This is a genomic window from Actinomadura spongiicola (assembly GCF_003432485.1).
GTDB classification, from domain to species: Bacteria; Actinomycetota; Actinomycetes; order Streptosporangiales; family Streptosporangiaceae; genus Spirillospora; species Spirillospora spongiicola.
In genome coordinates this window covers 492,862-518,141 of the sequence record NZ_QVNQ01000003.1, presented here as the reverse complement: position 1 = coordinate 518,141, position 25,280 = coordinate 492,862, and the positions used below count along the sequence as shown (strand labels likewise).

Sequence of the window (25,280 nt, the reverse complement as noted above, 5' to 3'; positions counted from 1 at the left end):
CGAGGGATTGCGTCCCATTTCGTCCGGGCGGTGATTTACCGTGGTGTCATGCTGATCGTGACGACTGACGGCGTGGCGGGGTACGAGATCAGGAGTGTGCTCGGCGAGGTCCACGGATCCGCCGCGCAGACCGACCCGATCTCCGCGCCCCAGCCCGGACACGGCGGAAGCAGCGCCACGTTCCGGGTGACGGGGGAGCAGCCGGCGTCCGGTCTGGCGGGCGCGCGGCGCGAGGCCGTGGACCGACTCGGCGAGGAGGCGCGCCGCAAGGGCGCGAACGCCGTCGTCGGGATGCGTTTCGACACGGTCGCGGTCGGCGGCGGCCTGGAGGTCTGCGCGTACGGAACGGCCGTCTGGGCGGAGCCCGCGCAGGCGCAGCCGCGCGAGCAGACGCCACACCAGCAGCCGTACCCCCAGCAGCAGCAGAACCAGCCCCCGCCCTACGGCGAGCCGCAACCCGGCGGCCCGCCGATGGTCGCCCGCAACCTCACAATGGGCCTGCACGACCGCCCGCGCTGAGCTGTATTTATTGCAGGAACGGCCCACTTCGCTCGCCTGGCGGCTGTGTTGATTGCAGTCCCGGCCCACTTCGCTCGCCTGGCGGCTCGCTGCGTGACCGTTCCTGGGCGAACGCGGCATCGCTTCGCGATCCGCCCGGCTCCGCTCGCCTTCGGCTTCGCTGCGCCGGGCGGGTCACGCGTTCGCGTGTGGGCTGTGTTGATTGCAGGACCGGTCCACTTTGCTCGCCTGGTGGCTTGCTGTGTGATCGGGCCTGGGCGGACGCGGCATCGCTTCGCGATTCGTCCGGTTTCGCTTGCCTCGGCTTTGCTGCGCCGGGCGGGTAACGCGTTCGCGTGTGGGCTGAGGTCACGTCGAAACGGACCTCGGCGGCCGGGCTCTGTTAGCCCTGGGCGGCGCGTTCCGCGCGGATGCGCGTGACGACATCCCCGGCGGCGGTCTTGATGGACTCCAGCTCCCGCAGGTAGGCCCAGTAGTCCGGGTGGGCGCCGGTGAGGCGCTTCGGCGCCTCCTCCAACCGCGCGACGAGCGAGTCGAGCGCCCGGGCGTGCTGCGGCGCCGCCCCGCCCGGCTGGGCCATGGCGAGCCGCTGCGCGTCCCGCACGGCGAACCGGACGCGCTCCGCCGGCCCGTCCGGGTCGGCGGCGACGGCCCTCAGCTCCTCGACCCGTCCGGTGACCTGACCGGCGCGACGGTCGGCGGCGTTCAGCTCGGTGCGGGCGGCGGTGAGCGCCCGCTGCGCTTCCTTCCACTCGGCGCGGGACGTGTGCGCGGACGCCTCGTTCAGCCGTTCACGCGCCCGCGTCACGGCCGCCTCGATCGACTCCGGCGCACCCTTCAGGTCCTGCCAGCAGGCCTGCGAGTAGCCGCGGAGCAGGACCTTCATCGCCTCCCTGACGGGGCCCACGCGGTTCGCGACGACGTCCACGCGGGTCCGGGCGGACGCGAGCGAGTTGCGGACCTTCTGCGCCATCTGCGGCAGCTCCGCGGCGGCCTCGCGCGCCCGCTCGGCGATCTCGCGGACCTCCTCGGCCTTGCGCAGGGCCCCGTCCAGCCCGAGCCCGCCCAGGCCCTGCGAGCCGAGCTGCGCGAGGATCTGCCTGGCCTGGGCCAGCTCCGCCTCCGGGTCTGAGGCGTCCATCCCGGCGTCCGCGGCGGCCCGTACGGCGGCGTCGGCGGCGGCGACGGCGTCACGCGCGGCGGTCAGCCGCGGCGGGAGCTGGTCGAGGGCGCTCTCCAGCCGGGCCATCTTCGGCGCGAGCCGCTCGGCGAACCCGTTCAGGTTCCGGGTGACCTGCTGGAGCCGTTCGGTGGACGCGACGAACGCGCGCCGCGCGGCGTCGTACTCGGCCGGTGTCCGGTCCTGGTCACCGAGGTCGTGCGCGTCGAGGACGGAGATATAGGCGACCGCGGCCGCGTCGGCGGACTCGGCCAGCCCCGTGAACTCCCGCCGCACGGGCTCGGCCGCCTTGGCGTCCAAGTCCTCGAAAACGGTGACACGGCCGTCGATGTACTTCTGCGCCTGGTCCATGTCGTAGAAGGCGGTCGCCGCCGCCTCCCTGGCCTCGACCGCCGCGGTGGCCGCCTGCGTCCCCCGGCCCCGGCGGCGCTGGTCACCCGCTCCCCGCAACGCTGCCTCCCTTCGTCCCTGCCCAGTCTGGCGCAGACCGCCCCGATTTTCCCCTCCGGCCGGTCCCGCGTGGCCGCGCGCCGGTCGCGGTGGCGAACAGGTTCCACGTCAGATGCCGTTCATGCCTCCGTCCGGAATGGAACGGATAGCATCGCTGCTACGTCGATATGGCTGGGCGCCGGGGCGGCGTCCGTAGCACCGGCATGCGATCTTGGAGGCCCATCGTGGGTGTCAGTCTCAGCAAGGGCGGCAACGTCTCGCTCACCAAACAGGCCCCCGGCCTGTCGGCGGTGATCGTCGGTCTTGGCTGGGACCTGCGCACCACCACCGGCACGGACTTCGACCTGGACGCCTCCGCGCTGGTCCTGGACGCCTCCGGAAAGATCATCACCGACCAGCACTTCGTCTTCTTCAACAACCTGCGCACCCCGGACGGCGCCGTCGAGCACAGCGGCGACAACAAGACCGGGGCGGGCGAGGGCGACGACGAGCAGCTCAAGGTGAACTTCGGCGCGATGCCCGCCACGGCCGAGCGGGTCGCCTTCGCCGTGTCGATCTACGAGGCCGACGGCCGGGGCCAGAACTTCGGGCAGGTCCGCAACGCCTACATCCGCGTTCTGAACCAGGGCGACGGGTCGGAGATGGCGCGCTACGACCTGACCGAGGACGCCTCGATGGAGACCGCGATGGTCTTCGGTGAGCTCTACCGCTCCGGGGAGGAGTGGAAGTTCCGCGCCGTCGGGCAGGGCTACGCCTCGGGGCTCGCCGGCATCGCGACCGACTTCGGCGTCAACCTCTGAACGTTCAGGCCCCTCAGAACGCAGACCCACAGGAAGGGAGTGGCCCATGGGAGTTTCACTCGCCAAGGGCGGCAACGTCTCACTGACGAAGGCCGCCCCCAACCTCACCGCGGTCACCGTCGGCCTCGGCTGGGACGTGCGCGCCACCACCGGCGCCGACTTCGACCTCGACGCGTCCGCGTTGATGCTCGCGTCCACCGGCAAGGTCATCTCCGACCAGCACTTCGTGTTCTTCAACAACCTGAAGAGCCCGGACGGCTCGGTCGAGCACACCGGGGACAACCTGACCGGTGAGGGTGAGGGCGACGACGAGTCCATCAACGTCGACCTTGGCGCGGTGCCCGCCGAATGTGAACGCATCGTGTTCCCCGTGTCGATCTACGACGCCGACAACCGGCAGCAGAGCTTCGGGCAGGTCCGCAACGCCTTCATCCGCATCGTCAACCGGACCGACGGCAACGAACTCGCCCGCTTCGACCTCACCGAGGACGCCTCCACCGAGACGGCCATGGTCTTCGGGGAGCTGTACCGGCACAGCGGCGAATGGAAGTTCAGGGCGGTCGGCCAGGGGTACGCCTCGGGTCTGGCCGGTATCGCGATGGACTTCGGCGTGAACGTCGGCTAGCAGCCGGCGGCCTCCGCATCCGGCCGCACGCACGCCCGGCCGATCTTCCTAGCAGAAATACGCGCATGATTCTTCGCACCTTCGGGTGGTCCTTCGGCGTCACGGCCGCTGGCCTGCTCCTCGCCCTGCTGTACGGCGGGCCGACCGGGTTCGCGCTGGTCGCCGTGCTGGCCGTTCTCGAGATCTCGCTGTCGTTCGACAACGCCGTGGTCAACGCCAAGGTGCTCGACCGCATGAGCCCCTTCTGGCAGAAGATCTTCCTGACGGTCGGCATCGCGATCGCGGTGTTCGGCATGCGGCTGGTCTTCCCGCTGCTGATCGTGGGGCTCACGGCCAAGCTGAACCCGTACGAGGCGTTCGACCTGGCGTTGAACGACTCCGACCGCTACCACGACCTGATGAACGACGCCTATCCGATGATCGCGGCGTTCGGCGGGATGTTCCTGTTGATGCTGTTCCTCGACTTCGTGTTCGAGGAGCGCGCCGACAAGTGGCTGCCGTGGTTGGAGCGGCCGCTCGCCCGTATCGGCAAGCTCGACCAGCTGGCCGTGGTCGTCGCGGGCGGCGCGCTGGCGTTCGTGGCGTGGCTGTCGGCCGACGACCCGGGCCAGGTCATGATCGCCGGGGTGCTCGGCATGGTGACCTACATCCTGGTCAACGGGCTCGGTGAGCTGTTCTCCGAGGCGGGCGAGGACGACGACGAGGACGCGGAGGAAGGCGAGGACGGGACGGCCGGGGAAAAGGCAGCCGCCGGTCGGTCGGGTCCGAGTTCGCTCGCACTGGCCACCGGCAAGGCCGGCTTCTTCCTGTTCCTGTACCTGGAGGTGCTGGACGCCTCGTTCAGCTTCGACGGCGTCATCGGCGCGTTCGCGATCAGCACCGACCCGATCGTCATCGCGCTGGGCCTCGGCATCGGCGCCATGTACATCCGGTCGCTCACCGTCTTCCTGGTCCGCAAGGGCACCCTGCACGAGTACGTCTACCTGGAGCACGGCGCGCACTGGGCGATCGGCGCGCTCGCCGTGTGCATGCTGATCAGCATCGGGCACCATGTCCCCGAGTGGATCACGGGCGGGCTCGGCGCCGGGCTGATCATCGCCGCGTTCGTCAGTTCGGTCGTCCGCAACCGGGGCGGGGACGGGGAGGCTCCCGTGGCCGGTGGCGGCGGGGACGGCACGGAACTCCCTTCGACGAGCTCGACGAGCAAGGTCTGACCCGCGGCGGATCCGGCGGTGTCCGGGTCCCCTGAAGCCCGACCCCACAGCATCGACCATCGAAGGAGCCGACGATGTCCATCTCGTTGCAGAAGGGACAGAAGGTCTCGCTGACCAAGCCGGGTGGCGGGACGCTCACCCGGGTCAAGATGGGCCTCGGCTGGGACGCCGTCGCCAAGAGGGGCCTGTTCGGTAAGGGCAAGTCCCAGTCCATCGACCTGGACGCCTCGTGCCTGCTGTTCGACGCGGGCGGCAACCTCGCCGACCAGGTGTGGTTCCGGCAGCTGCGCAGCAAGGACGGGTCCGTCCTGCACACCGGCGACAACCTGACGGGGGAGGGCGAGGGCGACGACGAGGTGATCAACGTCGACCTGCAGAACGTCCCGGCGAACGTCACCCAGCTGGTGTTCACGGTGAACTCCTTCACCGGCCAGGACTTCTCCCAGATCGCTAACGCGTTCTGCCGTCTGGTGGACGAGACCACCGGGCAGGAGATCGCCCGGTACGACCTGAGCGGCGCGGGGCAGCACAACGCGCAGATCATGGCGAAGGTGTCGCGGGACGGCGACGGCTGGTCGATGACGGCGATCGGCGCGACGGCGACGGGCCGCACGTTCCAGCACCTGCTGCCCGCCGTGGCGACGCACCTGTGACCAGCGGCTGACGGGGCGTCCATGCGGCATTTCGACCACGTTGACGCCGCGCGTCGTAAGCACCTGTTCTACCGGCATCCGCGGCCCTTCGACCGGCACGACGACCCGGCGGTGCTGGGCGTGGCGCTGGGCGCGACGCTGTACAGCCCGGCGACGCGGCCCGCCCTCGCGGACGACATCGTCCGCGCGGCGCGGGGCGGCGTGATGAGCATGGTGATGTGCCTGGAGGACGCGATCGCCGACGACGAGGTCGAGGCGGGCGAGGCGAACCTGGTGGCGCAGCTGCGCGCGCTGCACGCGGGCGGCTGCGGCCCCGGGGGCGCCGTCCAGGAGAACACCGGGTCGCCGGGCGCCGGATCGGGGGGCGCCGCGATCGAGGAAACCGAATCGCGGGACGTCCCGCTGCTGTTCATCCGCGTCCGCGACCCCCGTCAGATCGGCGACCTGATCGGGCGGCTCGGCGACGCGTCCGCGTTGGTCAGCGGGTTCGTGCTGCCGAAGTTCACGGCGACCGCGGGTGGAGCGTTCCTGGACGCGGTGGAGGACGCCGCCGCCCGGTCCGGACGGCGCCTGCTGGCGATGCCGGTGATCGAGAGCCCGGAGGCCGTGTACGCCGAGACCCGCACGGAGATGCTCAACGACGTCGCGCGGCTGCTCGCCAAGCACCGGCCGCGGATCCTCGCCGTCCGGATCGGGGCGACGGACATGTCCGCGGCGTACGGGCTGCGCCGCCCGCCCGACCTCACGATCTACGACATCCGTCCGGTCGCGGGCGTGATCTGCGACGTGGTGAACATCCTGGGCCGCGCGGACGGCACCGGATACGTGGTCACCGGCCCGGTCTGGGAGTACTTCTCGGCGGGGGAGCGGATGTTCAAACCGCAGCTGCGGCAGTCGCCGTTCGACGCGCAGCGGGCGGCTCCGCTCCGGCAACGGTTGATCACGTCCGATCTGGACGGGCTGATCCGCGAGGTGCATCTGGACAAGGCGAACGGCCTCACCGGCAAGACCGTGATCCATCCGAGTCATGTGGCGGCCGTGCACGCGCTGTCGGTGGTGACGCACGAGGAGTACTGCGACGCCGCCGATATCCTGGGTGTCACCGGGGGAGGCGCGATGGCCAGCTCCTACGCCAACAAGATGAACGAGGCCAAGCCGCATCGGGCGTGGGCGCGGCGGCTGATGCTGCGCGCCCGTGTGTTCGGGGTCGCGGCGGAGGGCGTCACGTTCGTCGAACTGCTGGAAGCGGCGGGCAGCCGGTGACGGCGTCCCCGCCCGCCTGGGCCGGTTCGTGGGTGGCGTCGCGGCTCGGCGTGCGCCTGTCGGACGTCGCGCGCCCGGTCGGGGTGGGTCTGACGGATCTTGTCGGGTTGGCGGTACGGCGCAATCCCCGGCGCGCGCACCTGCTGGTCTCCACGGTGCTGGGCAAGCACGTCCCGACCGACCCACGGCTGGTGTACGGGTCGGGGCTGCTGCTCGGCGAGCTCGTCCGCGCCTGCCTGCGCGGCGAGGAGCCGTCCGGGCCGGACGGTCTTCTCCCGGACGCGCTGCGTGGAGTGCCGGGCGCGGCGGCCGGGATGCGCGACCTTCTCCGCGCGCCGCGAATCCCGGTGGACGCGGTCGTGCTCGGCTACGCGGAGACGGCCACGGCCCTGGGTCATTCGGTGGCGGACGCTCTCGGCGGCGCCTACTACCTGCACTCCACGCGCCGCCCGGTCAGGGGGTTCGCCACGTACGGGGGGTTCGAGGAGGAGCACAGCCACGCCACGAGCCATCTGCTGCTCCCGTCCGACTTCGCGGCGCTCGACCGTGACGTTCCGATCGTGCTCGTGGACGACGAGCTGTCCACCGGCCGCACCGTCCTGAACACCGTCGAGGCGTTGCACGCCGTCCGGCCCAGGAGCCGCTACGTCATCGCGGCCCTGGTCGACCTTCGCGGGCCCGCCGAGGCGGCGCGCACGTCCGACCTCGCCGACCGCCTGGGAACCCGCATCGACACGGTGGCGCTGGCGGGCGGGCGCGTCGAACTCCCGGACGGCATCCTGGAGGCCGGGCAGACGCTTGTCGCCCGACTCCCGGCCGCCGCGGCTCCGGACGAGCCCGCACGCGAGTTCACGGTGTCGAGGGCCGCGGTGGATTGGCCCGCCGGGCTCCCGGACGGCGGACGCCACGGCTTCCTCCCCGAACACCGCGAACGCCTGGAGAAGGACCTGCCGCGCATGGCGGAGACCGTCGCCGAAGGCGTCGGAGACGGCTCCTCCCGCGTCCTCGTCCTGGGGTTCGAGGAACTGATGTACGCGCCGTTGCGGCTGGCCGAGGCGCTCGCCGACGCGCTGCCGGGCGTCGACGTCCGGTACTCGACGACGACACGGTCACCGGTCCTCGCCGTCGACGCCCCCGGCTACGCGATCAGGACGCGCCTGGCGTTCCCGTCCCACGACGATCCCGCCGACGGGCCGGGGGAGCGGTACGCCTACAACGTCCTCCCGCCGGCCGGACAACCCGGCTTCGACCGAATCGTTTTCGTCGTCGACGACGTCGGAGACACCCCCGCGCTCGCCGGCGGGCTCCTGCGGCGGCTGAGCGCGCTCGCGCCCGTGCTGGTCGTGACCGTCCCGGCGAGGAGGAGCACGTGAAACCGTTGCGCGGGCCGTCCTTCGGCAGCTACCCGGCGGAAGACGTCACGTGGCTGCTCAAGGACCTCTCGCACGTACGGCTCGAAGCGCCCACCGAGCAACGCGAGGCGGCGATCCAGGCGGGCCGCGCCCACTACGCGGAGTCGCTGCCGGTGGAGTACCAGCCGGGCCCGGAGTACCGGCGGCTGTTCCACCAGGCCCTCGACGCGTCGGCGGAACGGCTCGCCCACGCGACCGGCCTGGTCACGGAGATGATCCTCGCCGAGCGCGGCCCGGACGCGGTCCTGGCGTCCCTGGCCCGCGCCGGGACCCCGGTCGGGATCCTGATGCGCCGCTGGGCGCGGTTCGCGCACGGCCTGGACGTCCCGCACTACACGCTCAGCATCGTCCGGGGCCGGGGCATCGACACGGTGGCGCTGCGGTACCTCGCCGAGCACCACGACCCGACCTCCGTCATGTTCGTGGACGGCTGGACGGGCAAAGGCGCGATCACCCGCGAACTGACCGCCGCGCTCGCCCCCCACCCGTTCCCCGCCGACCTCGCGGTCCTGGCCGACCCGGGGCGGTGCACGTCGCTCCACGGGACCCGGGACGACTACCTGATCCCGTCCGCGTGCCTCAACTCGACGGTGTCCGGCCTGGTCAGCCGCACCGTCCTGAACGACGACCTGATCGGGCCCGGGGACTTCCACGGCGCGAAGTTCTACGCCGACCTCGCCGCCGACGACGTGTCCGCGCTGTTCCTCGACACCGTCTGCGCGCGGTTCGGGGACGTCGCCGAACGGGTCGCGAAGGACCTGCCCGACCAGCGGGCCGCCGACCGCGCCCCCGACTGGTCGGGGTGGGAGGCCGTCCGCCGCTGCGCCCACGCCGAGGGGATCGATGACCTGAACCTCGTCAAACCCGGCATCGGCGAGACGACGCGGGTGCTGCTGCGCCGCGTCCCGTGGAAGGTCCTCGTCCGGGACGACGCGGGCCCCGAGACGGCCCACATCAGACTGCTCGCCGAGGAACGCGGCGTCCCCGTCATCGAGGTGGAGCCCGACCGGTTCCCCTACGCCTGCATGGGTTTCATCCACCCTCGGTACGGCAAGGGGGCCGTTCAGTGACCGTCCTTGTGTGTTCCGACCTCGACCGGACGCTCATCTACTCCACCGCCGCGTTCGCCTTGGACGGCCCAGACGAAACGATGCCGCGCCTACTGTGCGTCGAGTTCTACCAGGGTGCGCCGCTCTCCTACATGACGGAGGCGTCCTCGCACACACTGGCGGCTCTCGCTGAGACGGCGACGTTCGTCCCGACGACGACACGCACACCGCAGCAGTACAACCGTGTGAACCTTCTGGAGAAACCCGCCCCTTACGCCATCTGCTCCAACGGCGGACACATCCTCGTCGACGGCGTGGACGACGCGGAGTGGGCGGCGACCGTCCGGGCGCGCGTCACCGAGAACTGCGCGCCGCTCGCGGACGTCCAAGACCACCTCGTCCAGACCAGCGGCGACTTCGTGTTCAAGCGACGCAACGCGTCCGACCTGTTCGCCTACCTGGTCGTCGACCGCGCCGCCCTCCCGCCCGCCTGGGTGGAGGACCTCACCGGCTGGTGCGCCGAACGCGGCTGGCGGACGTCCCTCCAGGGCCGCAAGGTGTACTGCCTGCCCGCGGGGCTGACGAAGGCCGCCGCCACGACGGAGATCGCCCACCGGACGGGCGCGGCCACGACACTCGCCGCCGGTGACTCGCTCCTCGACATCGAACTCCTCGAAACCGCCGACCTGTCCATCCGCCCCGCGCACGGTGAACTGCACGACACCGGCTGGACGTCACCCACCACGGCCGTCACCACCGCCCGCGGCGTCCTCGCCGGCCAAGAGATCGCCGATTGGCTCCTGCGACGCGCAACGGCCTTGTAAAGGCGGAGAGTAAATATTTACTGCCGCGCGCCTTGACGCGTTGGGAAGCGACCTCCCCCAAGGGCTCGCAGCGACCGCGTTCTGAGGCCACAATTCACGGTGAGCCCCTCTCCAGCTCAGGAGGAGGTCACCCTGACCACATGAGCGCCCGTCTGACCGGCGACGAGACCGCGCTGTGGAAGGCCGCGGCCAGGGTCCTCGACGCGAACTGGACGGGGACGTCCACCGCGGCGTCCCCCGGCCTGTACCCGCACCAGTGGAGCTGGGACTCGGCGTTCATCGGCCTCGGCCTCGCCCGCCACCGCCGCGACCGTGCCGAAGCCGAACTGCTGTCCCTCTTCCGCGGCCAATGGGCCGACGGGATGCTGCCCCACATCGTGTTCAACACCAGCCTCGCCCGCCACGCGTTCTTCCCCGGACCCGAACTGTGGCGCAGCGAACGGCACCCCGCCGCGCCGCGCGGCGTCCACACCTCCGGCCTCACCCAGCCGCCCCTGCACGCCCTCACCGCGCTGCGCCTGCACGCCTGCGCCACCGACGGGGAGAGCAGCCGGGCGTTCCTCGCCCGCCTCTACCCACTGCTCACAGCCCAGCACCACTACTTCGCCCAGGCCCGCGACCTGGCCTCCAGCGGACTCATCGCGATCTGCCACCCGTGGGAGTCGGGCCTGGACAACAGCCCCGCCTGGGACCGCCCCCTCGCCGCCCTCCAACTCCCGCCCACCGCGTACGCGCCCGCGCAACGCGCCCACACCCTCCCCACCGGCGAGGACTACGACCGCTACGTGCGGCTCGTCGCCCTCATGCGCGACGCCGGAAACCACCCCGGCTACCTTCGCGACGAACACCCCTTCGCCGTCGAAGACCCCCTCGTCAACGCCATCTACCTGGCCTCCACCCACGCCCTCGCCGAGATCGCCGCCCTCGTCGGCGCCGACCCCGCCCCGCACCGCGACCGCGCGCAACACGTCCACGAAGCCCTCCTCGACCGGCTGTGGGACCCCGAAACCGGCTGCTTCCGCGCCCGCGACCTACGCGCCGACCATCTCCTGCCCATCATCACCGTCGGCGCGTTCGGGCCGCTCCTCGACCCCGACCTACCGGCCCCGAAAGTCCGCAGCCTCGTCGACCTCCTCCTGTCGGCCCGCTTCGCCGGCGCCGCCGGCTACCCCGTCCCCACCTGCGACATCCAAGCCCCCGCCTTCGACCGCGGCGGCTACTGGCGCGGCCCCACCTGGGTCAGCACCAACTGGCTCGTCTGGTACGGCGCCGTCGGCCACGGCCTACCCGTCGTCGCGGACCTCGTCTACGGCTCCACCATGCGGCTCGTCCGCCAATCCGGATTCCGCGAATTCTTCGACCCCTTCGACGGCACCGGACGCGGCAGCCACGACTACGCCTGGTCCGCCGCGCTCATCCTCGACCTCCTCGGGGCCCGCCGCGCCCCCCAGGCCGCCTGATCGCCTACCGTTGGGGCATGCGCCGACTCCGGGGACGACCCTCAATCCGCGCCGCCCTCACCCTCGAACGGGGCGAACGCGTCCTCGCCACCGCCCCCACCCGCGGCGGCTCCCACGTCGCCGCCACCACGTCCGCCCTCCACATCCCCACCATCGAAGGCGGATTCACCCGCATCCCCTGGGAACGCGTCGACCACGCCACCTGGAAAGACGGGTGGCTCCACGTCACCGAAACCACCCGCGCCGAACACCACGTCCGCCTCACCGACCCGGGCTCGGTCCCGGAAACCGTCCGGGAACGCGTCACCGCCACCATCGCCGTCACCCACCACGCCGCCCTCCCCGGCGGCGGCAAGGTCCGCATCGCCGGCCGCCGCCCCGCCACCGGCGGCGACGTCCGCTGGACCTTCGTGTTCGAGGCCGGCCTGGACCCGTCCGACCCGGGCCTACGCGCCCAGGCCGAACAGATCCTCGAAGACTTGCGCCGCCAGACCGGCCTCTAACCCGGATACACCGGCGGCTGCTCCTCGGCCGTACGATGCCCCTGCTCCGGCACCCCCTCCTTCCGATGCGCCGCCTTCTCCCGCGCCGCACCGGCGAACTCCTCGCCCTTCGCCCGCAGCTTCCCGGCCGCCTCCTGGACGTTCGGGTTCTCCGACACCTGCTGCGACAACCGCTTGATCTGCTCGAACCGCTCACGGCCCGCCTTCGTCCCGAAGACGTACCCGATCGCGGCGCCTGCCATGAACATCATGCGAGCTTTCATGTCCAACTCCCACTGACGGCGGATTCGTCCCACCCCCATACCCGCCAACACGCCCCCCATCCGTGCCGGCACGGGAATAAGGCGTGCGCGAACAGCTCCGCACATGCGCTAACCTAGACCCGCCGCCGGGCTCCACGCCCGGGCACGAAGCACGATCCCGCGTAGCTCAATCGGCAGAGCAGCCGGCTGTTAACCGGCAGGTTATTGGTTCGAGTCCAATCGCGGGAGCCGAGGCGGGGTGGTGTGCTCGACGAGCTTTGCTCGGCTTCGCCGGGGCCCGCAGTGTCTTTCCGGGGGGCGACCCCCGGACCCCCGATGTGGGGGCTTCGCCCCCACGCCCCCCGTCGGTTGCGGCTTGGGGTTGCGTGCAGGTGGTCTTGGAGGGCTTGCTGGAAGTGTCCATGGCGGGCTACGAATCGCAGGATGCGTTTCGCGCGCCGTTTCTGCTGATGATGGCCTGGTTGTGGATGCTGCGGTGGGCCATCAAGATCAAGTGTCGATGATGAGGCCGCCCCGTCCCTGAGTACGGCGGGTTGGTTCGGTTTTCGTGGGCTCGGCCACGAGTCCAGTGTTTTGGGCGACTCCGGACGGGCGTGCTCAGCCTCCTCGCCGACCAGCGTGCGGGCGGCGTCAGCGGCGCCGACCTCCTCCCTTTGCCACCTTCAGTGACGACAATGTGCTCGCTCTCGAACCGGGCCCGGTTGTGCGTGGCCGCCTGGAGGTGGGGCGGGCGATCATGCTTGGGGGGCGCAGGAGTATAGCGGCGTGGCGAATTTCGGTGGGCGAGGTCTGCCAGTTGTGGTTTATCGCCTTGACATCGGAGCGGGGAGCTTCGGGTGGTCGTTCGATGGTGGTGCCGCATGCGGTTCGGGGACGTATCAGGCTACCGCGCGGGTGTTTTGGGGCGTGGTGTGGAAGTTTCAGTGGAATCGCGGATGCCTTGACTGGCGGTGGGATAGCGTGTCCAAAAGGTCGGGCTCGAACCAGAATGCTCGAATCCCAACCAGTATTTTTCCACTTAAGAACCCTGGTCGGGCGCCTATTTACGGCGTTCGCCATGCGGCCTTCGGCGCGGCACGCAAAGATACGACCATCGTCGGCGGGCGGCCCGGTCCGGCTTTCAACGCCTGGGGTGGAGAGCCCGCCAGCAGCACTCAAGGAAGGATCACTGCGAGCCGAAGCGCTGGACGACCGCGGAGCCGGTGCCACGTCCCCCGACGTGATCGTTGAGCCCGAGAATCCTGCGCGTTCGGTGAAATTCGGGCGTGCCACGGAATCGTTGCCGTCCCAAGACAGAGGGCCGCCCCCCGCTGCGAAGCCAAAGAACCAGCGCCGGGGGCGACCCTCCCAATCGACCCGGAGGGGCCAATTGCCATTGGCAGAGTACGCGACCCGCGCCGCGAATGTGACCCAACTGACTCATTGCACGTGCACCCGACCATGGGCGCGTTTCGTTTCCGGGCGAGGTCTGCTGTGACGACGATGTCGGAAGCACCTGCGGCCTTTGGTGGCTATCACGTCGACCGGCTCGTCGGGAGCGGCATGCAGGGGGAGACCTATCTGGCGGTCGACCCGGCGGGGCGGCGGGTGGTGGTGAAGGCGATCCACGCGGGGAGCGGGCGGAAGGCGCGGTCGGCGCTCGACACGGAGGTCGTCGCGCTCCAGTCGGTGCACCCGGCCTTCACCCCGCGGTTCATCACCTACGACGCATGCGCCGACCGGCCGTTCTACGTCATGGAGTACATCGAGGGCAAAACCGTTGATGATGTCCTCGCTGAGGAGGGGCAGCTCAGCGAGGTCGAGACCGAGCGTCTGGCGGTTCGGCTCACGGCGGTCCTCGCCGCCATGCACGGGGTCGGGACCGCGCACGGCGACTTCCGGGGCCAGAACCTGATCATCGGAGAGGACGGTGGCGTCTATGTCGTGGACTTCGGGCGGGCGGTGCTGCGGTCGGAGTCGCGCCGGGGCTTCCGCAAGCGGCGGCGCAGTGACCTGCGGCAGCTCGGCGAGTTGATCGTGCGCGCCCGTAACGGCAGGGCGCCGTTCGGGGAGGACTCCTCGCTGGCGATCGAGCGATACAACGAAGGTCGCGCGGACGTCGGCGCGTTGACGGGCCGGACGCGAAGCGTCGCCTTGGGACTCCTGCGGAAACGTCGATGCTGGCGGGGGAGCATGTCGGCGAGACGGGCGCACCGGATTCTGGTGCGGGGCCGACGTGCGCGCTGGCGGGTGTGGTCGGGGATGTACGCCCTGCCTGCGGTAGCCGTGAGTCTGATCCAGAACGTCGCTCCTCTGTTGTCCTAGCGGTGGGCGCCGGTGGCTCAGTTCGGCCTGCTCGCGTCTGAATCGAGGGGCTCGGGCATGGCCGGTGCGCGGCTCGTGGGAGGCGAGCACCGTGTCATCGCCATCAACGGGCCCATTCCTCCGTTGCCTGGGAGGGCGGCCACCCCCGGAGCCAGCGCCGCGTTCGGCGGTATCAACACCGGGGCGGGCGCGGGACGGGTACAGCGGCCCGCGGTATGCCTTTCGGTGTTCAGGATGTTGGGGTGGCGCCGCGGTGGCTGACGGACATCGCTCACAGGTTTCACATCGACCACTTGACCGCACCACCGGCAACGGCACCACCAGGCCGCACCGGACGACATGGTGAAGGCCTCAAGAGGGATGAGCCCGGCCGCACGGACGGCCGCGGCCAGGTCGGACGGCACCGAATGATCGGACAGGTAGCGTTCGCCCAGTTCCCCTTCGGCCTCGACGGCGGCGGCCGCGGTCATGTAGCTCTCGCCGGTCACGGCCTGGCGGCGGCGGACACGGCGTTGCAGGTTGCGGGCAGGGCGACGACGGTCGGTGGGCATGGCGTCCTCGGGCGGAGCCCTACGCACACCGCTGGACGGCACGAACTCGGGAGACCACGCGCCGTCCCTGGACGCTTTGTCGTCGGCGCACCAGCGGCGTAGGCGCTCGGTGCTCGGACCGGCAGGCGTGCTCTGCCAGGCGAGAGCATACCGACCCGGCCACGGACGGGAGGCGAAGCCACGGAAATTCATGTCTCGCCGTCCCGGCGCCGGTCATCTGCCGTTCACGGGGGCGTTCGCCGGAACGTTTCGGGGACGCCCACCGGGTAGATCGGCTGCGACGTGCCTGGCGGAGGGGGGCTGCGAGCGGCATGGTGACGCTCGTCCTGGCCTACGCCGTCGTCGCGGTCGCCGTGCCCTGGGCGCTCGGCCGGCACCGGCGGGTGATGGCGTGCGCGGCCGCGGTGCTTCCGGCGGTGACGGCGGGGTGGGCGCTCGCGCGGGCCGGGGACGAGGTCACGGCGACGGTGGGATGGGCGGCCGACCTCGGGTTGGCCGTCGACCTGCGGCTCGACGCGCTGGCGGTCGTCATGCTGGTGCTCGTCGGCGGGGTCGGCGCGGTGGTGCTGTGCTACTCCGGTTGGTACTTCGAGCGGTCCGAGCGGCTGGTGACCGGGACGCTGGTGGCGTTCGCGGGGGCGATGACGGGGCTGGTACTCGCCGACAACCTGCTCGTTCTTTATGTGTTCTGGGAGTTGACGACCGTCAGTTCGTTCATTCTGATCGGTGCTCCCCGGCCGGATCTGGTGGAGTCGCGGCGGGCGGCGACGCAGGCGTTGTTGACGACCACGGCGTTCGGGTTGGTCATGTTGGTCGGGTTCGTGCTGCTTGGGCAGGCCGGGGGGACGTACCGGATCTCGGCGCTGTTGGACGATCCGCCCGGCGGCGCGGTGGCGGAGGCGGGTGTGGTGTTGGTGTTGTTGGGCGCGTTCGCCAAATCCGCGCAGGTGCCGTTGCACGCGTGGCTTCCCGCGGCGATGGTCGCGCCGACGCCGGTGAGCGCGTACCTGCACGCCGCCGCGATGGTGAAGGCGGGCGTCTACCTGGTGGCGCGGCTCGCGCCCGCGTTCGCGGAGACCGGTGTGTGGCGGCCGATGGTCGTCGTGGCGGGACTGGTGAGCCTGGCCGTCGGCGGGCTGGTCGCGTTGCGGCAGGACGATCTGAAGCGGCTCCTCGCCTACGGGACGGTGAGCCAGCTCGGCCTCCTGATGGTCCTGTTGGGCCATGGGACGCCGACGGCGGCTCTTGCGGGCATCGCCTTGTTGCTCGCGCACGGCCTGTTCAAGGCGCCGCTGTTCCTGGCGGCCGGTGCGCTGGAGCACCAGACGGGAACGCGCCGCGCCGAATGCCTGTCGGGGGCGGGACGGCGCCTGCCGGTGCTCGCGGTCGCCGGGACGGCCGCGGTCGCGTCCATGATCGGGTTGCCGCCGTTCCTCGGGTTCGTCGCGAAGGAGGCGGCGTTCGAGGCGTTCGCCCACGGCGGGCTTGACGCCGCCGTCCTCGCCGGGGTGGTGGCTGGGTCGGCGCTGACCGTGGCCTACGGTGTCCGGTTCCTGCACGGCGCGTTCGGCGGAACGGCCGACGGGACGCCGCGCGGGGAACCGTGGGGCCTGGTCGGGCCGGTGGTGGTGCTGGCCGTCGCCGGGTTCGCCCTGGGCGTGCGTCCCGGGCCGGTGCGAAGCCTCGTCGAACCGTACGCCGAAACGCTGGGGGTGGGGGAGTACGAGCTGGCGCTGTGGCACGGCCTCGGGTTGCCGATCGGGTTGTCGGTGCTCGCCCTCGCGGTGGGCGCCGGGCTGTACTTCATGTTCGGACGGTCGTTCCCGGCGAGACCCGTCCGGTGGCCCGTTCCGGACGCTCAGCGGGCCTACGACGTCGTGGTCGAGGCCGTGTACGGCGTCGCGCACGCGGTGACGAAACGCCTGCAGATCGGATCGTTGCCGGTCTATCTCGCGGTGATCGGGGTCATGGTGCTGCTCCTGCCGGGGACGGCGCTGGTGGTGGGTCTGGTCGGCGGGGACGGCCCGTCGAGATCCTTGGGGACGCTCCGTGCCTGGGACGACCCGGTTCAGCCCGTCCTGGCCGCGGTGGTGGGCGGGTGCGCGGTCGCGGCGCTGCGGGCGCGCCGCAGGTTGTCGGCGGCGTTGCTGCTCGCCGGTGTCGGCTACGGGACGGGCGGCCTGTTCGTGGCGCACGGCGGGCCGGACCTCGCGCTCACGCTGCTGGTCGTGGAGACCCTGTCGTTGATCATGCTCGTGCTGGTGCTGCGGCGGTTTCCGGACCGGTTCCCGCCGCGCCGCCGCCGGGCGCCCGGCCGGGCCGCCGCCGGTGTGATCAGCCTGTGCCTCGGCGGGTTCGTCGCGACCTTCCTGGTGGCGGCGGCGCTGAGCCGGAACACAGGGCCGGTCGGTCCGCGCTACGAGACTCCCGCCGCGGAGGAGGAGGCGAACAACGTCGTGAACTTGATCCTGGTCGAGTTGCGCGCCCTCGACACGCTCGGCGAGATCACGGTGCTGGCGGTCGTGGCGATGGGCGTGTCGGGGCTGGTGCTGTCCAGACCGGGGGGATGGCGGCCGGTCCGTCCGCCCACGCCGGGCGAGGAGGCCGCGCGGGAACCCCGTAAAAGGTGGCTCGCCACGCCGGGACGTCCGCCGCTGGGCGGCTCGTCGGTGGTGTTGGAGGCGGCGGCGCGGCTGCTGGGTCCGACGATCCTGGTGTTCTCGCTCTACCTGCTGGTCGCGGGGCACGGCCGTCCCGGCGGCGGGTTCGTCGGCGGGCTCGTGGCGGGCATGGCGTACGTGCTGCGTTACCTGCCGGGCGGGCGGCGGGAGCTCGCCACGGCGGTGCCGGTGCGTCCCAGCGTGCTGCTCGGCGGCGGCCTCGGGCTCGCGGTCGCGACCGGCGCGGCGGGGTGGACGTCCGGCGGCCAGTTCCTTCAGGGGGACGTCCTGCACGCGACGGCACCGGTCCTCGGGGAGGTCAAGGTTCCGACCAGCCTGTTCTTCGACGCCGGGGTGTACCTGCTGGTGCTCGGACTGGTGCTGACGATCCTCGCCACGCTCGGCGCGAGCCTGGAGAACGACGAGGGGAGCCGGTCGTGAACGAGCCCGCGCTGGTTCTCGTCGTGCTCGTCGCGGTGCTGTTCGCCGCCGGTTTCGACCTGCTGATGGAACGGTCGCTCATCCGCGTCGTGGTCGGCTTCATGCTGCTCGGGCACGGCGCGAACCTCATCCTGCTGCTGGCGGGCGGAGCCGCCGGAACACCGCCGATCCTCGGGGAGGGCGAGGGGCCCTCGGCGGACCCGCTGCCGCAGGCGATGGCGCTGACCGCGATCGTGATCACGTTCGGGGTGACGGCGTTCCTGCTGGCCCTGGCCTACCGGAGCCGGCTCCTGCTCGGCGCGGACGAGGTCATGGACGACGTCGAGGACCGCCGGATCTGCGCCGGGAAGATCAAGGACGACCGATGAACGTGCTCGTCCCGCTGCCGTTCGTGCTGCCGCTGGCGGGCGCCGCGCTGGCGATGATCAGCCGCCGCCGGGAGGCGTGGCTGCGCGTCCTCGCCCCGCTGGTCGTCGCGGGCGTGGTCGCCGCCGCGGGCGGGCTGGTGGCGGTCGTCGCCCGCGACGGGGTCACCGCCGTGCAGATGGGCGGCTGGGCCGCGCCGCTCGGCATCACGCTCGTCGCGGACCGGCTGTCGGCGCTGCTGCTGGTGGTGTCCGCCGCCGTGCTCCTCGCGATCATGCTGCACGCGGTGGCGGAGGGCGCCGGGGGGCTCGGCAGGCACGAACCGGGCGTGTTCTATCCCGCGTACCTCGCGCTGACCGCCGGGGTGTGCCTGCTGTTCCTCGCCGGTGACCTGTTCAACCTGTTCGTGGCGTTCGAGGTCATGCTCGCGTCGAGCTACGTGCTGATGACGCTCACGCCGACGGCGGAGCGGATGCGGGCCGGGATGACGTACACGGTGGTGAGCCTGACCTCGTCCATCCTGTTCCTCACCGCGCTCGGCGTGACCTACGCGGCGGCGGGCACGGTGAACCTGGCCGACCTGTCGGTGCGGGTGGACGATCTGCCGTCCGGGACGCGTTCGGCGCTCGGCCTGATGTTCCTCGTCGTGTTCGGCATCAAGGGCGCGATCGCGCCGATGCACCTGTGGCTGCCCGACAGTTACCCGGTCGCGCTCACCAAGGTCACGGCCGTGTTCGCGGCGCTGCTGACCAAGGCCGCCATCTACGCGCTGATCCGCGTCCAGACGCTGGTGTTCCCCCGCGACCAGATGTCGTGGGTCATGCTGGGGCTGGCCGCCGCGACGATGCTGGTCGGCACGCTCGGGGCGCTGACGCACGACGACGTCCACCGGGTGTTCTCGTTCACGCTCGTCGGTCACATCGGCTACATGCTCTTCGGGCTGGGGCTGTTCAGCGTCGGCGGGCTCACCGGGGCGATCCTGTATCTCGTCCACCACATCGTGGTGCAGGCGACGCTGTTCCTGGTCAGCGATCTGATGCAGGGACGCACAGGGGAGATCTCGCTGAACCGGCTCGGCGGGCTCGCGCAACTGTCCTCGGTCGTCGCCGTGCTGTTCTTCGTGCCCGCGTTGAGCGTGAGCGGGGTCCCTCCGACGTCCGGGTTCGTCGCCAAGCTCGCGCTGTTCCAGGCTGGGCTCGGCGCGGAACGTCCGCTCGCGTACGTCGTCACCGGAGTGGCGGTCGCGGCGAGCGTCCTCACGCTGATGGCGATGGCGCGCATCTGGACGCTGGGGTTCTGGCGCCCGAGGCCGCGGGACGCCGCCGAGCCGCCCGAGGAGGAGTCCTACACACGTGGCGGTGTGCGCGTCATGCAGTCGGTGACCGCCGTGATGGTCGCGGGCGGGCTGCTCATCTCGGTGTTCGCGGGGCCGCTGTCGGTGTGGAGCCGCCACGCCGCGACCGACCTGCTCGACCCGGCCCGCTACCGCAACGCGGTGTTGAACGGGGCGGCGCGATGAACGAGGGGCTGCGGCGCGCCGGTGCGCGGCTCGGCATGGCCGTGTGGCTGCTCGGGGTGTGGCTGTTGCTGTGGGGCCGGGTCGACGCCCTCACGCTGACCGGCGGGGTTGTCGCCGTCCTCGTCGCCTACGCGGTGAGCAGGCTGCCCACGGTGCCGATGGTCACGCGGGTCCGGCCCCTGCCGCTCGCCGTGGCGGCGGCGGAGTTCGCGTGGGACCTGCTCGTGTCGAGCGTCGTCATCGGCTGGCACGCGCTGCGCGCGCCGGGACGGGTCCGGGGCGCGATCGTCGAGGTCGAGGCGCGGTCGCGGTCCGAACTCGTGCTGCTCGCCGTCACCACCAGCGTGTCCCTCCGGCCCGGCACGCTGCTCGTCGACCTCGACCGGGACCGCTCGCTCCTGCGCATCCACGGCATGCCCGTCCGCGACCCCGACGAGGCTGACTCCACGCGGGAGGGCGTCCTGCGCACCGAACGACGGCTGATGCGGGCCCTTGTGACACCGGACGACGCACGCCGAACGGAGGACATCTGATGAGCGTCGTGTACACCGTGACGATGGCGCTGCTGGGCGCCGCCGTCCTGATGACGACCGCGCGGCTCGTCCGCGGGCGGACGGCCTTCGACCGCATCATGGCGGTGGACGTCCTGACCGTGCTGCTCGTCAGCGGCATCGCGGTCCACGCCGCCGCCCGCGACGAGCCCGCCAACGCCACCATCCTCGTGGTGATCGCGCTGCTCGGCTTCGTCGGATCGGTGACGGCCGCCCGGCTCGCGGCGGAACGGGCGGAGGACGGCACATGATCGCCGGTGACGTCGTCACGGCGGTGCTGCTGCCCGCGGGCGCCGCGTTCTCCGCCGTGGGCGCGCTCGGCGTCCTGCGGTTCCCCGACCTGCTCACCCGGCTGCACGCGGCGACGAAACCGCAGACGATCGGGCTGCTGCTCATCCTCGCGGGCGTCGCGCCGCAGGCCGGGTCCGTCGCGGCGGCCACCCCGCTGCTGCTCGTCGCGGTCTTCCAGCTGATCACCGCGCCGGTCGCCGCGCAGACGATCGGCGCCGCCGCCTACCGCGCGGGGGCGATCGACCCGGGCACGCTCACGCTGGACGAGTCCGACGAGTCCGACGAGCGGGAGTGAGTCATCCCTCGGTGGCGGCGCCCTCCTCCGCGATGTACTCGGCGAGCAGGTCCTCCTCGGTGGCGCCGCGCCGCCAGTAGCCGGTGAACTCGACGGCGCGGCGGTCCATGCCGCGTTCCTTCACCAGGTGGCGGCGCAGCGTCTTGACGACCGACGACTCGCCCGCGATCCACGCGTAGGCGCCGTCCGGCACCTCGGCGGCGCGGACGGCGTCCGGCAGCCCGCCGGGGGACACCCAGGTGATCTCCGCGTCGGCGGCGGTCGGCAGGTCCTGCCGGTCGTCCGGATGCGGGACCTCGATCCAGACGCGGGCCGGGGTCCCGGCGGGCAGCCACGCGAGGTTGCCGGCGATGGCGGGCAGCGCGGTCAGGTCGCCGGCCATCAGCACCGGGTCGCCGGGCGGCGGCCGGAAGTCGTAGCCGCCGTTGTCGGGACCGGTCGGGCCGAGGGCGGCGACGCGGTCGCCGGGACGGGCCCCGGCGGCCCAGTCGGCGGCGGGGCCGGAACCGCCGTCGTGGTGCAACGCGAAGTCGACGTCGAGTTCGCCGGGACGCTGGGCGCGGACGGTGTAGGACCGCATGATGCCGCGTTCGGCCGGGTCCAGCTCGCGCCAGTCGGCGAACCACGTGTCGCCGCCCCGGCCGTCCGGCATCACGGGCGCGTCCTGGTGCGGGTGCGGGAAGAACAGCTTGATGCGCTGGTCGCGGCCGGCGGAGACGAACCGGTCCCCGGGGGCGTCAGGATCGAGGCCCGTCCCGCCGTAGGTGACGCGGACCATGGACGGGCAGAGCCGCTCCGTCCGCACGACGTGCAGGTCGAAGAAGGCGTAGGGGTGTGCGGGCGTGGTCATCGCGCTGCCTTTTCAGCCGGTCTTCTTGGCGGACTTGATGGACGCGGCGAGCGCCTCCAGGAGCGGCGCGCAGCCCTCGTAGGAGAACCGGGGCTCCGGCTGCCATGGGACGACCTGGCCCGCCTTCACCGCGGGCAGGTCCTTCCAGGACGGCTTGCCGCCGAGGTCCTTCGGCTGGAGCGCCTGGGTGCGGGAGTCGAGCATGATGACGTCGGCCCTGTACTTGCCCGCGTTCTCCCAGCTCAGCTCCTCGAAGTAGCCGTTCTGGCCCGGCTTCTCCGGGACGATGAGCTCGACCCCCAGCTCCTTGAAGTAGATGAGGTCGGTGTTCTTGTTCGGGCTGGAGGCGTAGAAGAGGTCGGGGCTCGCGGACGCGGCCAGCACCTTCAGGCTCTTGTTCGCCGCGGCCGCCGCGCGCAGCGACGCGGCCGCCTTCTCGAACCGGTCCTTCGCGGCGGTGACCTTCGCGGACTTCAGGTCCGCGCCGAGCGCGCCCGCGAGCGCGGCGGTCCGCTCGATCGGTTTCGGCAGCGCGACGGCGCCGGTGGAGACGGCGACGCTCGGCGCCAGCGCGTAGATCTTGTCCTTGCTCTCCAGGGGGACGTAGAAGAGCTCGTTCTCCACGAACATGTTGTCGACGAGGAGCTCGGGGCGCAGCGCCGCGTACTTCTCGATGTTGAACTCGCCGAACGCGTTCCCGATGATCTCCAGCCGGTCGACGGGCAGGTTCCCGGCCTGCGGGTCGGGTCGGCCGTCCTTCAGCTTCGTCGGGCCGAACACGCCGACGAGTTGCCGGTCGACGCCGAAGTCGTAGAGGGCGGCGGCGGTGCCGACGTAACCGACGACGCGTTTCGGTCGCGCCTTGAGCTCGATCTTCGTGCCGCGGTCGTCGGTGAACGTCCAGGCGCCGCCGCCCGAGGACGCCGCGCCGCCCTTGTCACCGCCGCCACCGCCGCACGCGCTGATCAGCGCGCCGACGGCGAGGGCGCCGCCCGCGCCGAGCAGGCCGCGCCGGGTGAGGCCGCTCCGGGATGGATGACGGACATCGGTCTTCGACATTTCGGACGCACTCCAGGGATCAACTACTATGACCGTATTCCGGTCGAACGGGGCTTAGGTTAACCTAACCTAAGTTTGATTTCCCCACGTCCCCCCGGAGCACGCCAGGTGTTGCTGACCAAGCCGTCGCCGCATGCGCCCGCAGTTGAGCGCTCACCCGGCGCGCGGCGGGCGGCCGGGCTCGTCGGCGCGCTGTTGTTCCTGCTTACCGCGTCCGCGCTCAGCCTCGCGGTCGGAGCCAAGCCGCTTTCGCTGGGGGAGGCGTGGGACGGGCTGATCCACGGCGACTCGCCCGCGTACACGATCGTCCACGAGATGCGGCTCCCCCGGACCCTGCTCGGGCTGCTCGCCGGTACGGCGCTCGGACTCGCGGGCGCGGTCATGCAGGCGCTGACCCGGAACCCGCTCGCCGACCCCGGGCTCCTCGGTATCAACGCGGGCGCCGCCGCGGCCGTCGTGTCGGCGATCTCGTTCCTCGGCATCACCTCGTTCACCGGGTTCGTCTGGTTCGCGTTCGCGGGCGCCGGAGCGGTCGCGGTGCTGCTCTACGCGGTCGGCGGCGGGCGCGGGGCGACCCCCGCGCGGCTCGCCCTGGCCGGTTCCGCGCTGAACGCCGCGCTGTTCTCCTACGTGAACGCGGTGCAGCTCCTCGACACCTCGTCCCTCGACCGGATGCGTTTCTGGACGGTCGGGTCGCTCGCCGCCGCCCAGGACCACACGATCGTGCGGGTCGCGCCCTTCGTCGCCGTCGGGCTCGTCGCGGCGTTGCTGCTGGCACGTCCGCTGAACGCGATGGCGATGGGCGAGGACACCGCCCGATCCCTCGGCGCCGACCCCGGTCGTGTCCGGATCGTCGCGATCGTCACCGTGACCCTGCTGTGCGGCGCGGCGACGGCGGCATGTGGGCCGATCATCTTCGTCGGGTTGATGGTGCCGCACTTCGTCCGCGCGCTGACCGGGCCCGACCTTCGCTGGCTCCTGCCGTACTGCGCGGTCATCGCCCCCGGGCTGATGCTGGCGGCGGACGTCCTCGGACGCGTCGTCGTGCGCCCGTCCGAACTCCAGGTCGGGATCGTGACGGTCGTGGCGGGCGGGCCGGTGTTCCTGTACTTCGTGCGGCGGCGGCGTCGCGGGGCGGTGTCCACGTGAGCGTCATCAGGACCCCGGGCGGGCTGTCGTTCCGGTTCCGCGCCCGGGCGCTGGTCGTCTCGGCCGTGTTCCTCGCCGTGGCGCTCGGCACGGGCGTGCTCCTCATCGGCGGCGGTGACTTCCCGCTGAGCCCCGCCGACGTCGTCCGGACGCTGCTCGGGCGGGGCACGCCCGCCGACTCCCTGATCGTGAACCAGATCCGGCTGCCGCGCGTCGTGGCGGGGCTGGCGGTCGGCGCGGCGCTCGGGCTCGCCGGGGCGATCTTCCAGTCGCTCGTCCGGAACCCGCTCGGCAGCCCCGACGTCCTGGGCTTCGTGCAGGGCGCCGCCACCGGCGTCCTCGCCGTGATCGTGATGACCGGCGCGGGCAGCGTCGCGGTCGCGGCCGGGGCGGCGGGCGGCGGTCTCGCGACCGGACTGCTCGTGTACCTGGTGGCCGGACGGCGTCACGCCCACGGCCAGCGGCTGATCCTCGTCGGCATCGGCGTCTCCGCGATCCTCACCGGCGTGAACGGCTACCTGCTCACCCAGGCGCACATCACCGACGCGGCCCGCGCCGTCCTGTGGCTCACCGGCAGCCTGGACGGCCGCGACTGGGCCGACTCCGCGCCCGTGCTCGTCGCGCTCGCCGTCCTCGGACCGCTCGTGCTCGTCGGCTGCGGGCGGGCGCTGCGGATGCTGGAGATGGGCGACGACGCGGCGCACGGGCTCGGCGTCCCCATCGAACGGGTGCGGCTGGTCATGCTCGGGGCGGCGGTGCTGCTCACCTCGTTCGCCGCGGCGGCGGCCGGGCCGGTCGCGTTCGTCGCGCTGACCGCGCCGCAGCTCGCCCGGCGCCTCACCCGCGCGCCGGGCCCGAACCTGCTGCCCGCGGCGTGCCTGGGCGCCGCGCTGCTCGTGGCCGCCGACTGGACGGCCCAGCGCGCCTTCCCCGGCCACCAGCTTCCGGTCGGCGTCGTGACCGGGCTCCTCGGCGGCGTGTACCTGGTCTGGCTCCTCGTGACCGAACGCAAGACGGGACGGATCTGAC

Annotated in this window: 26 protein-coding genes and 1 tRNA gene; 22 read left to right on the top strand and 5 right to left on the bottom strand. The window is 71.8% G+C overall.

Annotation, left to right across the window (positions count from 1 at the left end; all coding sequences use genetic code 11):
- The first annotated feature begins 48 nt into the window (after window positions 1-48).
- Complete coding sequence (locus D0T12_RS11140; protein WP_117399424.1) at window positions 49-519, top strand: YbjQ family protein; 471 nt, start codon at window positions 49-51, stop codon at window positions 517-519.
- A 382-nt stretch (window positions 520-901) separates the two neighbouring features.
- Here the strand turns inward: D0T12_RS11140 and D0T12_RS11135 are convergent, their stop codons facing one another.
- Complete coding sequence (locus D0T12_RS11135; RefSeq protein ID WP_117399423.1) at window positions 902-2,149, bottom strand: molecular chaperone DnaJ; 1,248 nt, start codon at window positions 2,147-2,149, stop codon at window positions 902-904.
- 224 nt (window positions 2,150-2,373) lie between these two features.
- On the opposite strand from D0T12_RS11135, the gene D0T12_RS11130 reads away from it, so the two are divergent.
- From D0T12_RS11130 to D0T12_RS11090, 10 genes are all read left to right on the top strand, one after another.
- Window positions 2,374-2,949: a TerD family protein gene (locus tag D0T12_RS11130; RefSeq protein ID WP_117399422.1), complete on the top strand. Its 576-nt coding sequence runs from the start codon at window positions 2,374-2,376 to the stop codon at window positions 2,947-2,949.
- Between the two features lie 46 nt (window positions 2,950-2,995).
- Window positions 2,996-3,574 carry a TerD family protein gene (locus D0T12_RS11125; RefSeq protein WP_117399421.1) on the top strand — a complete coding sequence of 193 codons (579 nt, stop codon included), beginning with the start codon at window positions 2,996-2,998 and terminating at the stop codon, window positions 3,572-3,574.
- 65 nt (window positions 3,575-3,639) lie between these two features.
- Window positions 3,640-4,788, top strand: coding sequence for a DUF475 domain-containing protein (locus D0T12_RS11120; RefSeq protein WP_117399420.1), 1,149 nt, complete (start codon window positions 3,640-3,642; stop codon window positions 4,786-4,788).
- A gap of 74 nt (window positions 4,789-4,862) precedes the next feature.
- A complete protein-coding gene (locus tag D0T12_RS11115) occupies window positions 4,863-5,441 on the top strand; it encodes a TerD family protein (protein ID WP_117399419.1) in 579 nt (192 codons plus the stop codon).
- Between the two features lie 21 nt (window positions 5,442-5,462).
- Window positions 5,463-6,704 carry an HpcH/HpaI aldolase/citrate lyase family protein gene (locus D0T12_RS11110; RefSeq protein WP_117399418.1) on the top strand — a complete coding sequence of 414 codons (1,242 nt, stop codon included), beginning with the start codon at window positions 5,463-5,465 and terminating at the stop codon, window positions 6,702-6,704.
- Entirely contained in the window at window positions 6,701-8,077 is a 1,377-nt protein-coding gene (locus D0T12_RS35890) for a phosphoribosyltransferase family protein (protein ID WP_199487403.1), read from the top strand. Before D0T12_RS11110 ends, D0T12_RS35890 begins: the two co-directional genes overlap by 4 nt.
- Window positions 8,074-9,186, top strand: a complete 1,113-nt coding sequence (locus D0T12_RS35885) for a cysteine protease StiP family protein (RefSeq protein WP_199487402.1) — start codon at window positions 8,074-8,076, stop codon at window positions 9,184-9,186. The genes D0T12_RS35890 and D0T12_RS35885 overlap by 4 nt, the downstream gene beginning before the upstream one ends.
- On the top strand, window positions 9,183-9,989 hold the full coding sequence (locus tag D0T12_RS11100) for an HAD family hydrolase (RefSeq protein WP_117399417.1): 807 nt from the start codon (window positions 9,183-9,185) through the stop codon (window positions 9,987-9,989). The genes D0T12_RS35885 and D0T12_RS11100 overlap by 4 nt, the downstream gene beginning before the upstream one ends.
- A 140-nt stretch (window positions 9,990-10,129) precedes the next feature.
- Window positions 10,130-11,449 carry an MGH1-like glycoside hydrolase domain-containing protein gene (locus D0T12_RS11095; protein WP_117399416.1) on the top strand — a complete coding sequence of 440 codons (1,320 nt, stop codon included), beginning with the start codon at window positions 10,130-10,132 and terminating at the stop codon, window positions 11,447-11,449.
- Window positions 11,450-11,466: 17 nt separating this feature from the next.
- Complete coding sequence (locus D0T12_RS11090) at window positions 11,467-11,952, top strand: hypothetical protein (RefSeq protein WP_117399415.1); 486 nt, start codon at window positions 11,467-11,469, stop codon at window positions 11,950-11,952.
- Here D0T12_RS11090 and D0T12_RS11085 read toward each other — a convergent pair.
- Window positions 11,949-12,215 carry a YtxH domain-containing protein gene (locus D0T12_RS11085; protein WP_147339478.1) on the bottom strand — a complete coding sequence of 89 codons (267 nt, stop codon included), beginning with the start codon at window positions 12,213-12,215 and terminating at the stop codon, window positions 11,949-11,951. The two genes, D0T12_RS11090 and D0T12_RS11085, sit on opposite strands and share 4 nt — an antisense overlap.
- 155 nt (window positions 12,216-12,370) lie before the next feature.
- On the opposite strand from D0T12_RS11085, the gene D0T12_RS11080 reads away from it, so the two are divergent.
- The 3 genes from D0T12_RS11080 to D0T12_RS11075 all read left to right on the top strand — a co-directional run bounded on the left by D0T12_RS11080 (window position 12,371) and on the right by D0T12_RS11075 (window position 14,519).
- A tRNA-Asn gene (locus D0T12_RS11080) sits at window positions 12,371-12,443 on the top strand.
- A gap of 137 nt (window positions 12,444-12,580) precedes the next feature.
- Entirely contained in the window at window positions 12,581-12,718 is a 138-nt protein-coding gene (locus D0T12_RS35305; RefSeq protein WP_158581466.1) for a hypothetical protein, read from the top strand.
- Between the two features lie 979 nt (window positions 12,719-13,697).
- Window positions 13,698-14,519: a protein kinase domain-containing protein gene (locus D0T12_RS11075; protein ID WP_158581465.1), complete on the top strand. Its 822-nt coding sequence runs from the start codon at window positions 13,698-13,700 to the stop codon at window positions 14,517-14,519.
- A gap of 17 nt (window positions 14,520-14,536) precedes the next feature.
- Here the strand turns inward: D0T12_RS11075 and D0T12_RS34835 are convergent, their stop codons facing one another.
- Window positions 14,537-15,070 (bottom strand): hypothetical protein, encoded by a 534-nt coding sequence (locus tag D0T12_RS34835; protein WP_147339476.1) that lies wholly within the window; start codon window positions 15,068-15,070, stop codon window positions 14,537-14,539.
- 311 nt (window positions 15,071-15,381) lie between these two features.
- Between D0T12_RS34835 and mbhE the strand changes: the two genes are divergently transcribed.
- Genes mbhE through mnhG form a run of 6 tightly spaced genes read left to right on the top strand, consistent with a single transcriptional unit; the run spans window position 15,382 to window position 21,193 of the window.
- A complete protein-coding gene (gene mbhE, locus D0T12_RS11070; RefSeq protein ID WP_117399412.1) occupies window positions 15,382-18,171 on the top strand; it encodes a hydrogen gas-evolving membrane-bound hydrogenase subunit E in 2,790 nt (929 codons plus the stop codon).
- Window positions 18,168-18,539: a Na(+)/H(+) antiporter subunit C gene (locus tag D0T12_RS11065; protein ID WP_117399411.1), complete on the top strand. Its 372-nt coding sequence runs from the start codon at window positions 18,168-18,170 to the stop codon at window positions 18,537-18,539. The genes mbhE and D0T12_RS11065 overlap by 4 nt, the downstream gene beginning before the upstream one ends.
- Window positions 18,536-20,056, top strand: coding sequence for a Na+/H+ antiporter subunit D (locus D0T12_RS11060; protein WP_117399410.1), 1,521 nt, complete (start codon window positions 18,536-18,538; stop codon window positions 20,054-20,056). The genes D0T12_RS11065 and D0T12_RS11060 overlap by 4 nt, the downstream gene beginning before the upstream one ends.
- Entirely contained in the window at window positions 20,053-20,589 is a 537-nt protein-coding gene (locus D0T12_RS11055) for a Na+/H+ antiporter subunit E (RefSeq protein ID WP_117399409.1), read from the top strand. Before D0T12_RS11060 ends, D0T12_RS11055 begins: the two co-directional genes overlap by 4 nt.
- Window positions 20,589-20,858, top strand: coding sequence for a monovalent cation/H+ antiporter complex subunit F (locus D0T12_RS11050; RefSeq protein ID WP_117399408.1), 270 nt, complete (start codon window positions 20,589-20,591; stop codon window positions 20,856-20,858). Before D0T12_RS11055 ends, D0T12_RS11050 begins: the two co-directional genes overlap by 1 nt.
- Window positions 20,855-21,193 (top strand): monovalent cation/H(+) antiporter subunit G, encoded by a 339-nt coding sequence (mnhG, locus tag D0T12_RS11045; protein WP_117399407.1) that lies wholly within the window; start codon window positions 20,855-20,857, stop codon window positions 21,191-21,193. The genes D0T12_RS11050 and mnhG overlap by 4 nt, the downstream gene beginning before the upstream one ends.
- Before the next feature lies 1 nt (window position 21,194).
- Here the strand turns inward: mnhG and D0T12_RS11040 are convergent, their stop codons facing one another.
- Complete coding sequence (locus tag D0T12_RS11040) at window positions 21,195-22,043, bottom strand: siderophore-interacting protein (RefSeq protein WP_117399406.1); 849 nt, start codon at window positions 22,041-22,043, stop codon at window positions 21,195-21,197.
- Between the two features lie 12 nt (window positions 22,044-22,055).
- On the bottom strand, window positions 22,056-23,102 hold the full coding sequence (locus tag D0T12_RS11035) for an ABC transporter substrate-binding protein (protein ID WP_117399405.1): 1,047 nt from the start codon (window positions 23,100-23,102) through the stop codon (window positions 22,056-22,058).
- Window positions 23,103-23,210: 108 nt separating this feature from the next.
- Between D0T12_RS11035 and D0T12_RS36460 the strand changes: the two genes are divergently transcribed.
- Together D0T12_RS36460 and D0T12_RS11025 are read left to right on the top strand one after the other, a co-directional pair.
- Window positions 23,211-24,251: a FecCD family ABC transporter permease gene (locus D0T12_RS36460; protein WP_233525968.1), complete on the top strand. Its 1,041-nt coding sequence runs from the start codon at window positions 23,211-23,213 to the stop codon at window positions 24,249-24,251.
- Window positions 24,248-25,279: a FecCD family ABC transporter permease gene (locus D0T12_RS11025; protein ID WP_117399404.1), complete on the top strand. Its 1,032-nt coding sequence runs from the start codon at window positions 24,248-24,250 to the stop codon at window positions 25,277-25,279. Before D0T12_RS36460 ends, D0T12_RS11025 begins: the two co-directional genes overlap by 4 nt.
- Window position 25,280: the final 1 nt, after the last annotated feature.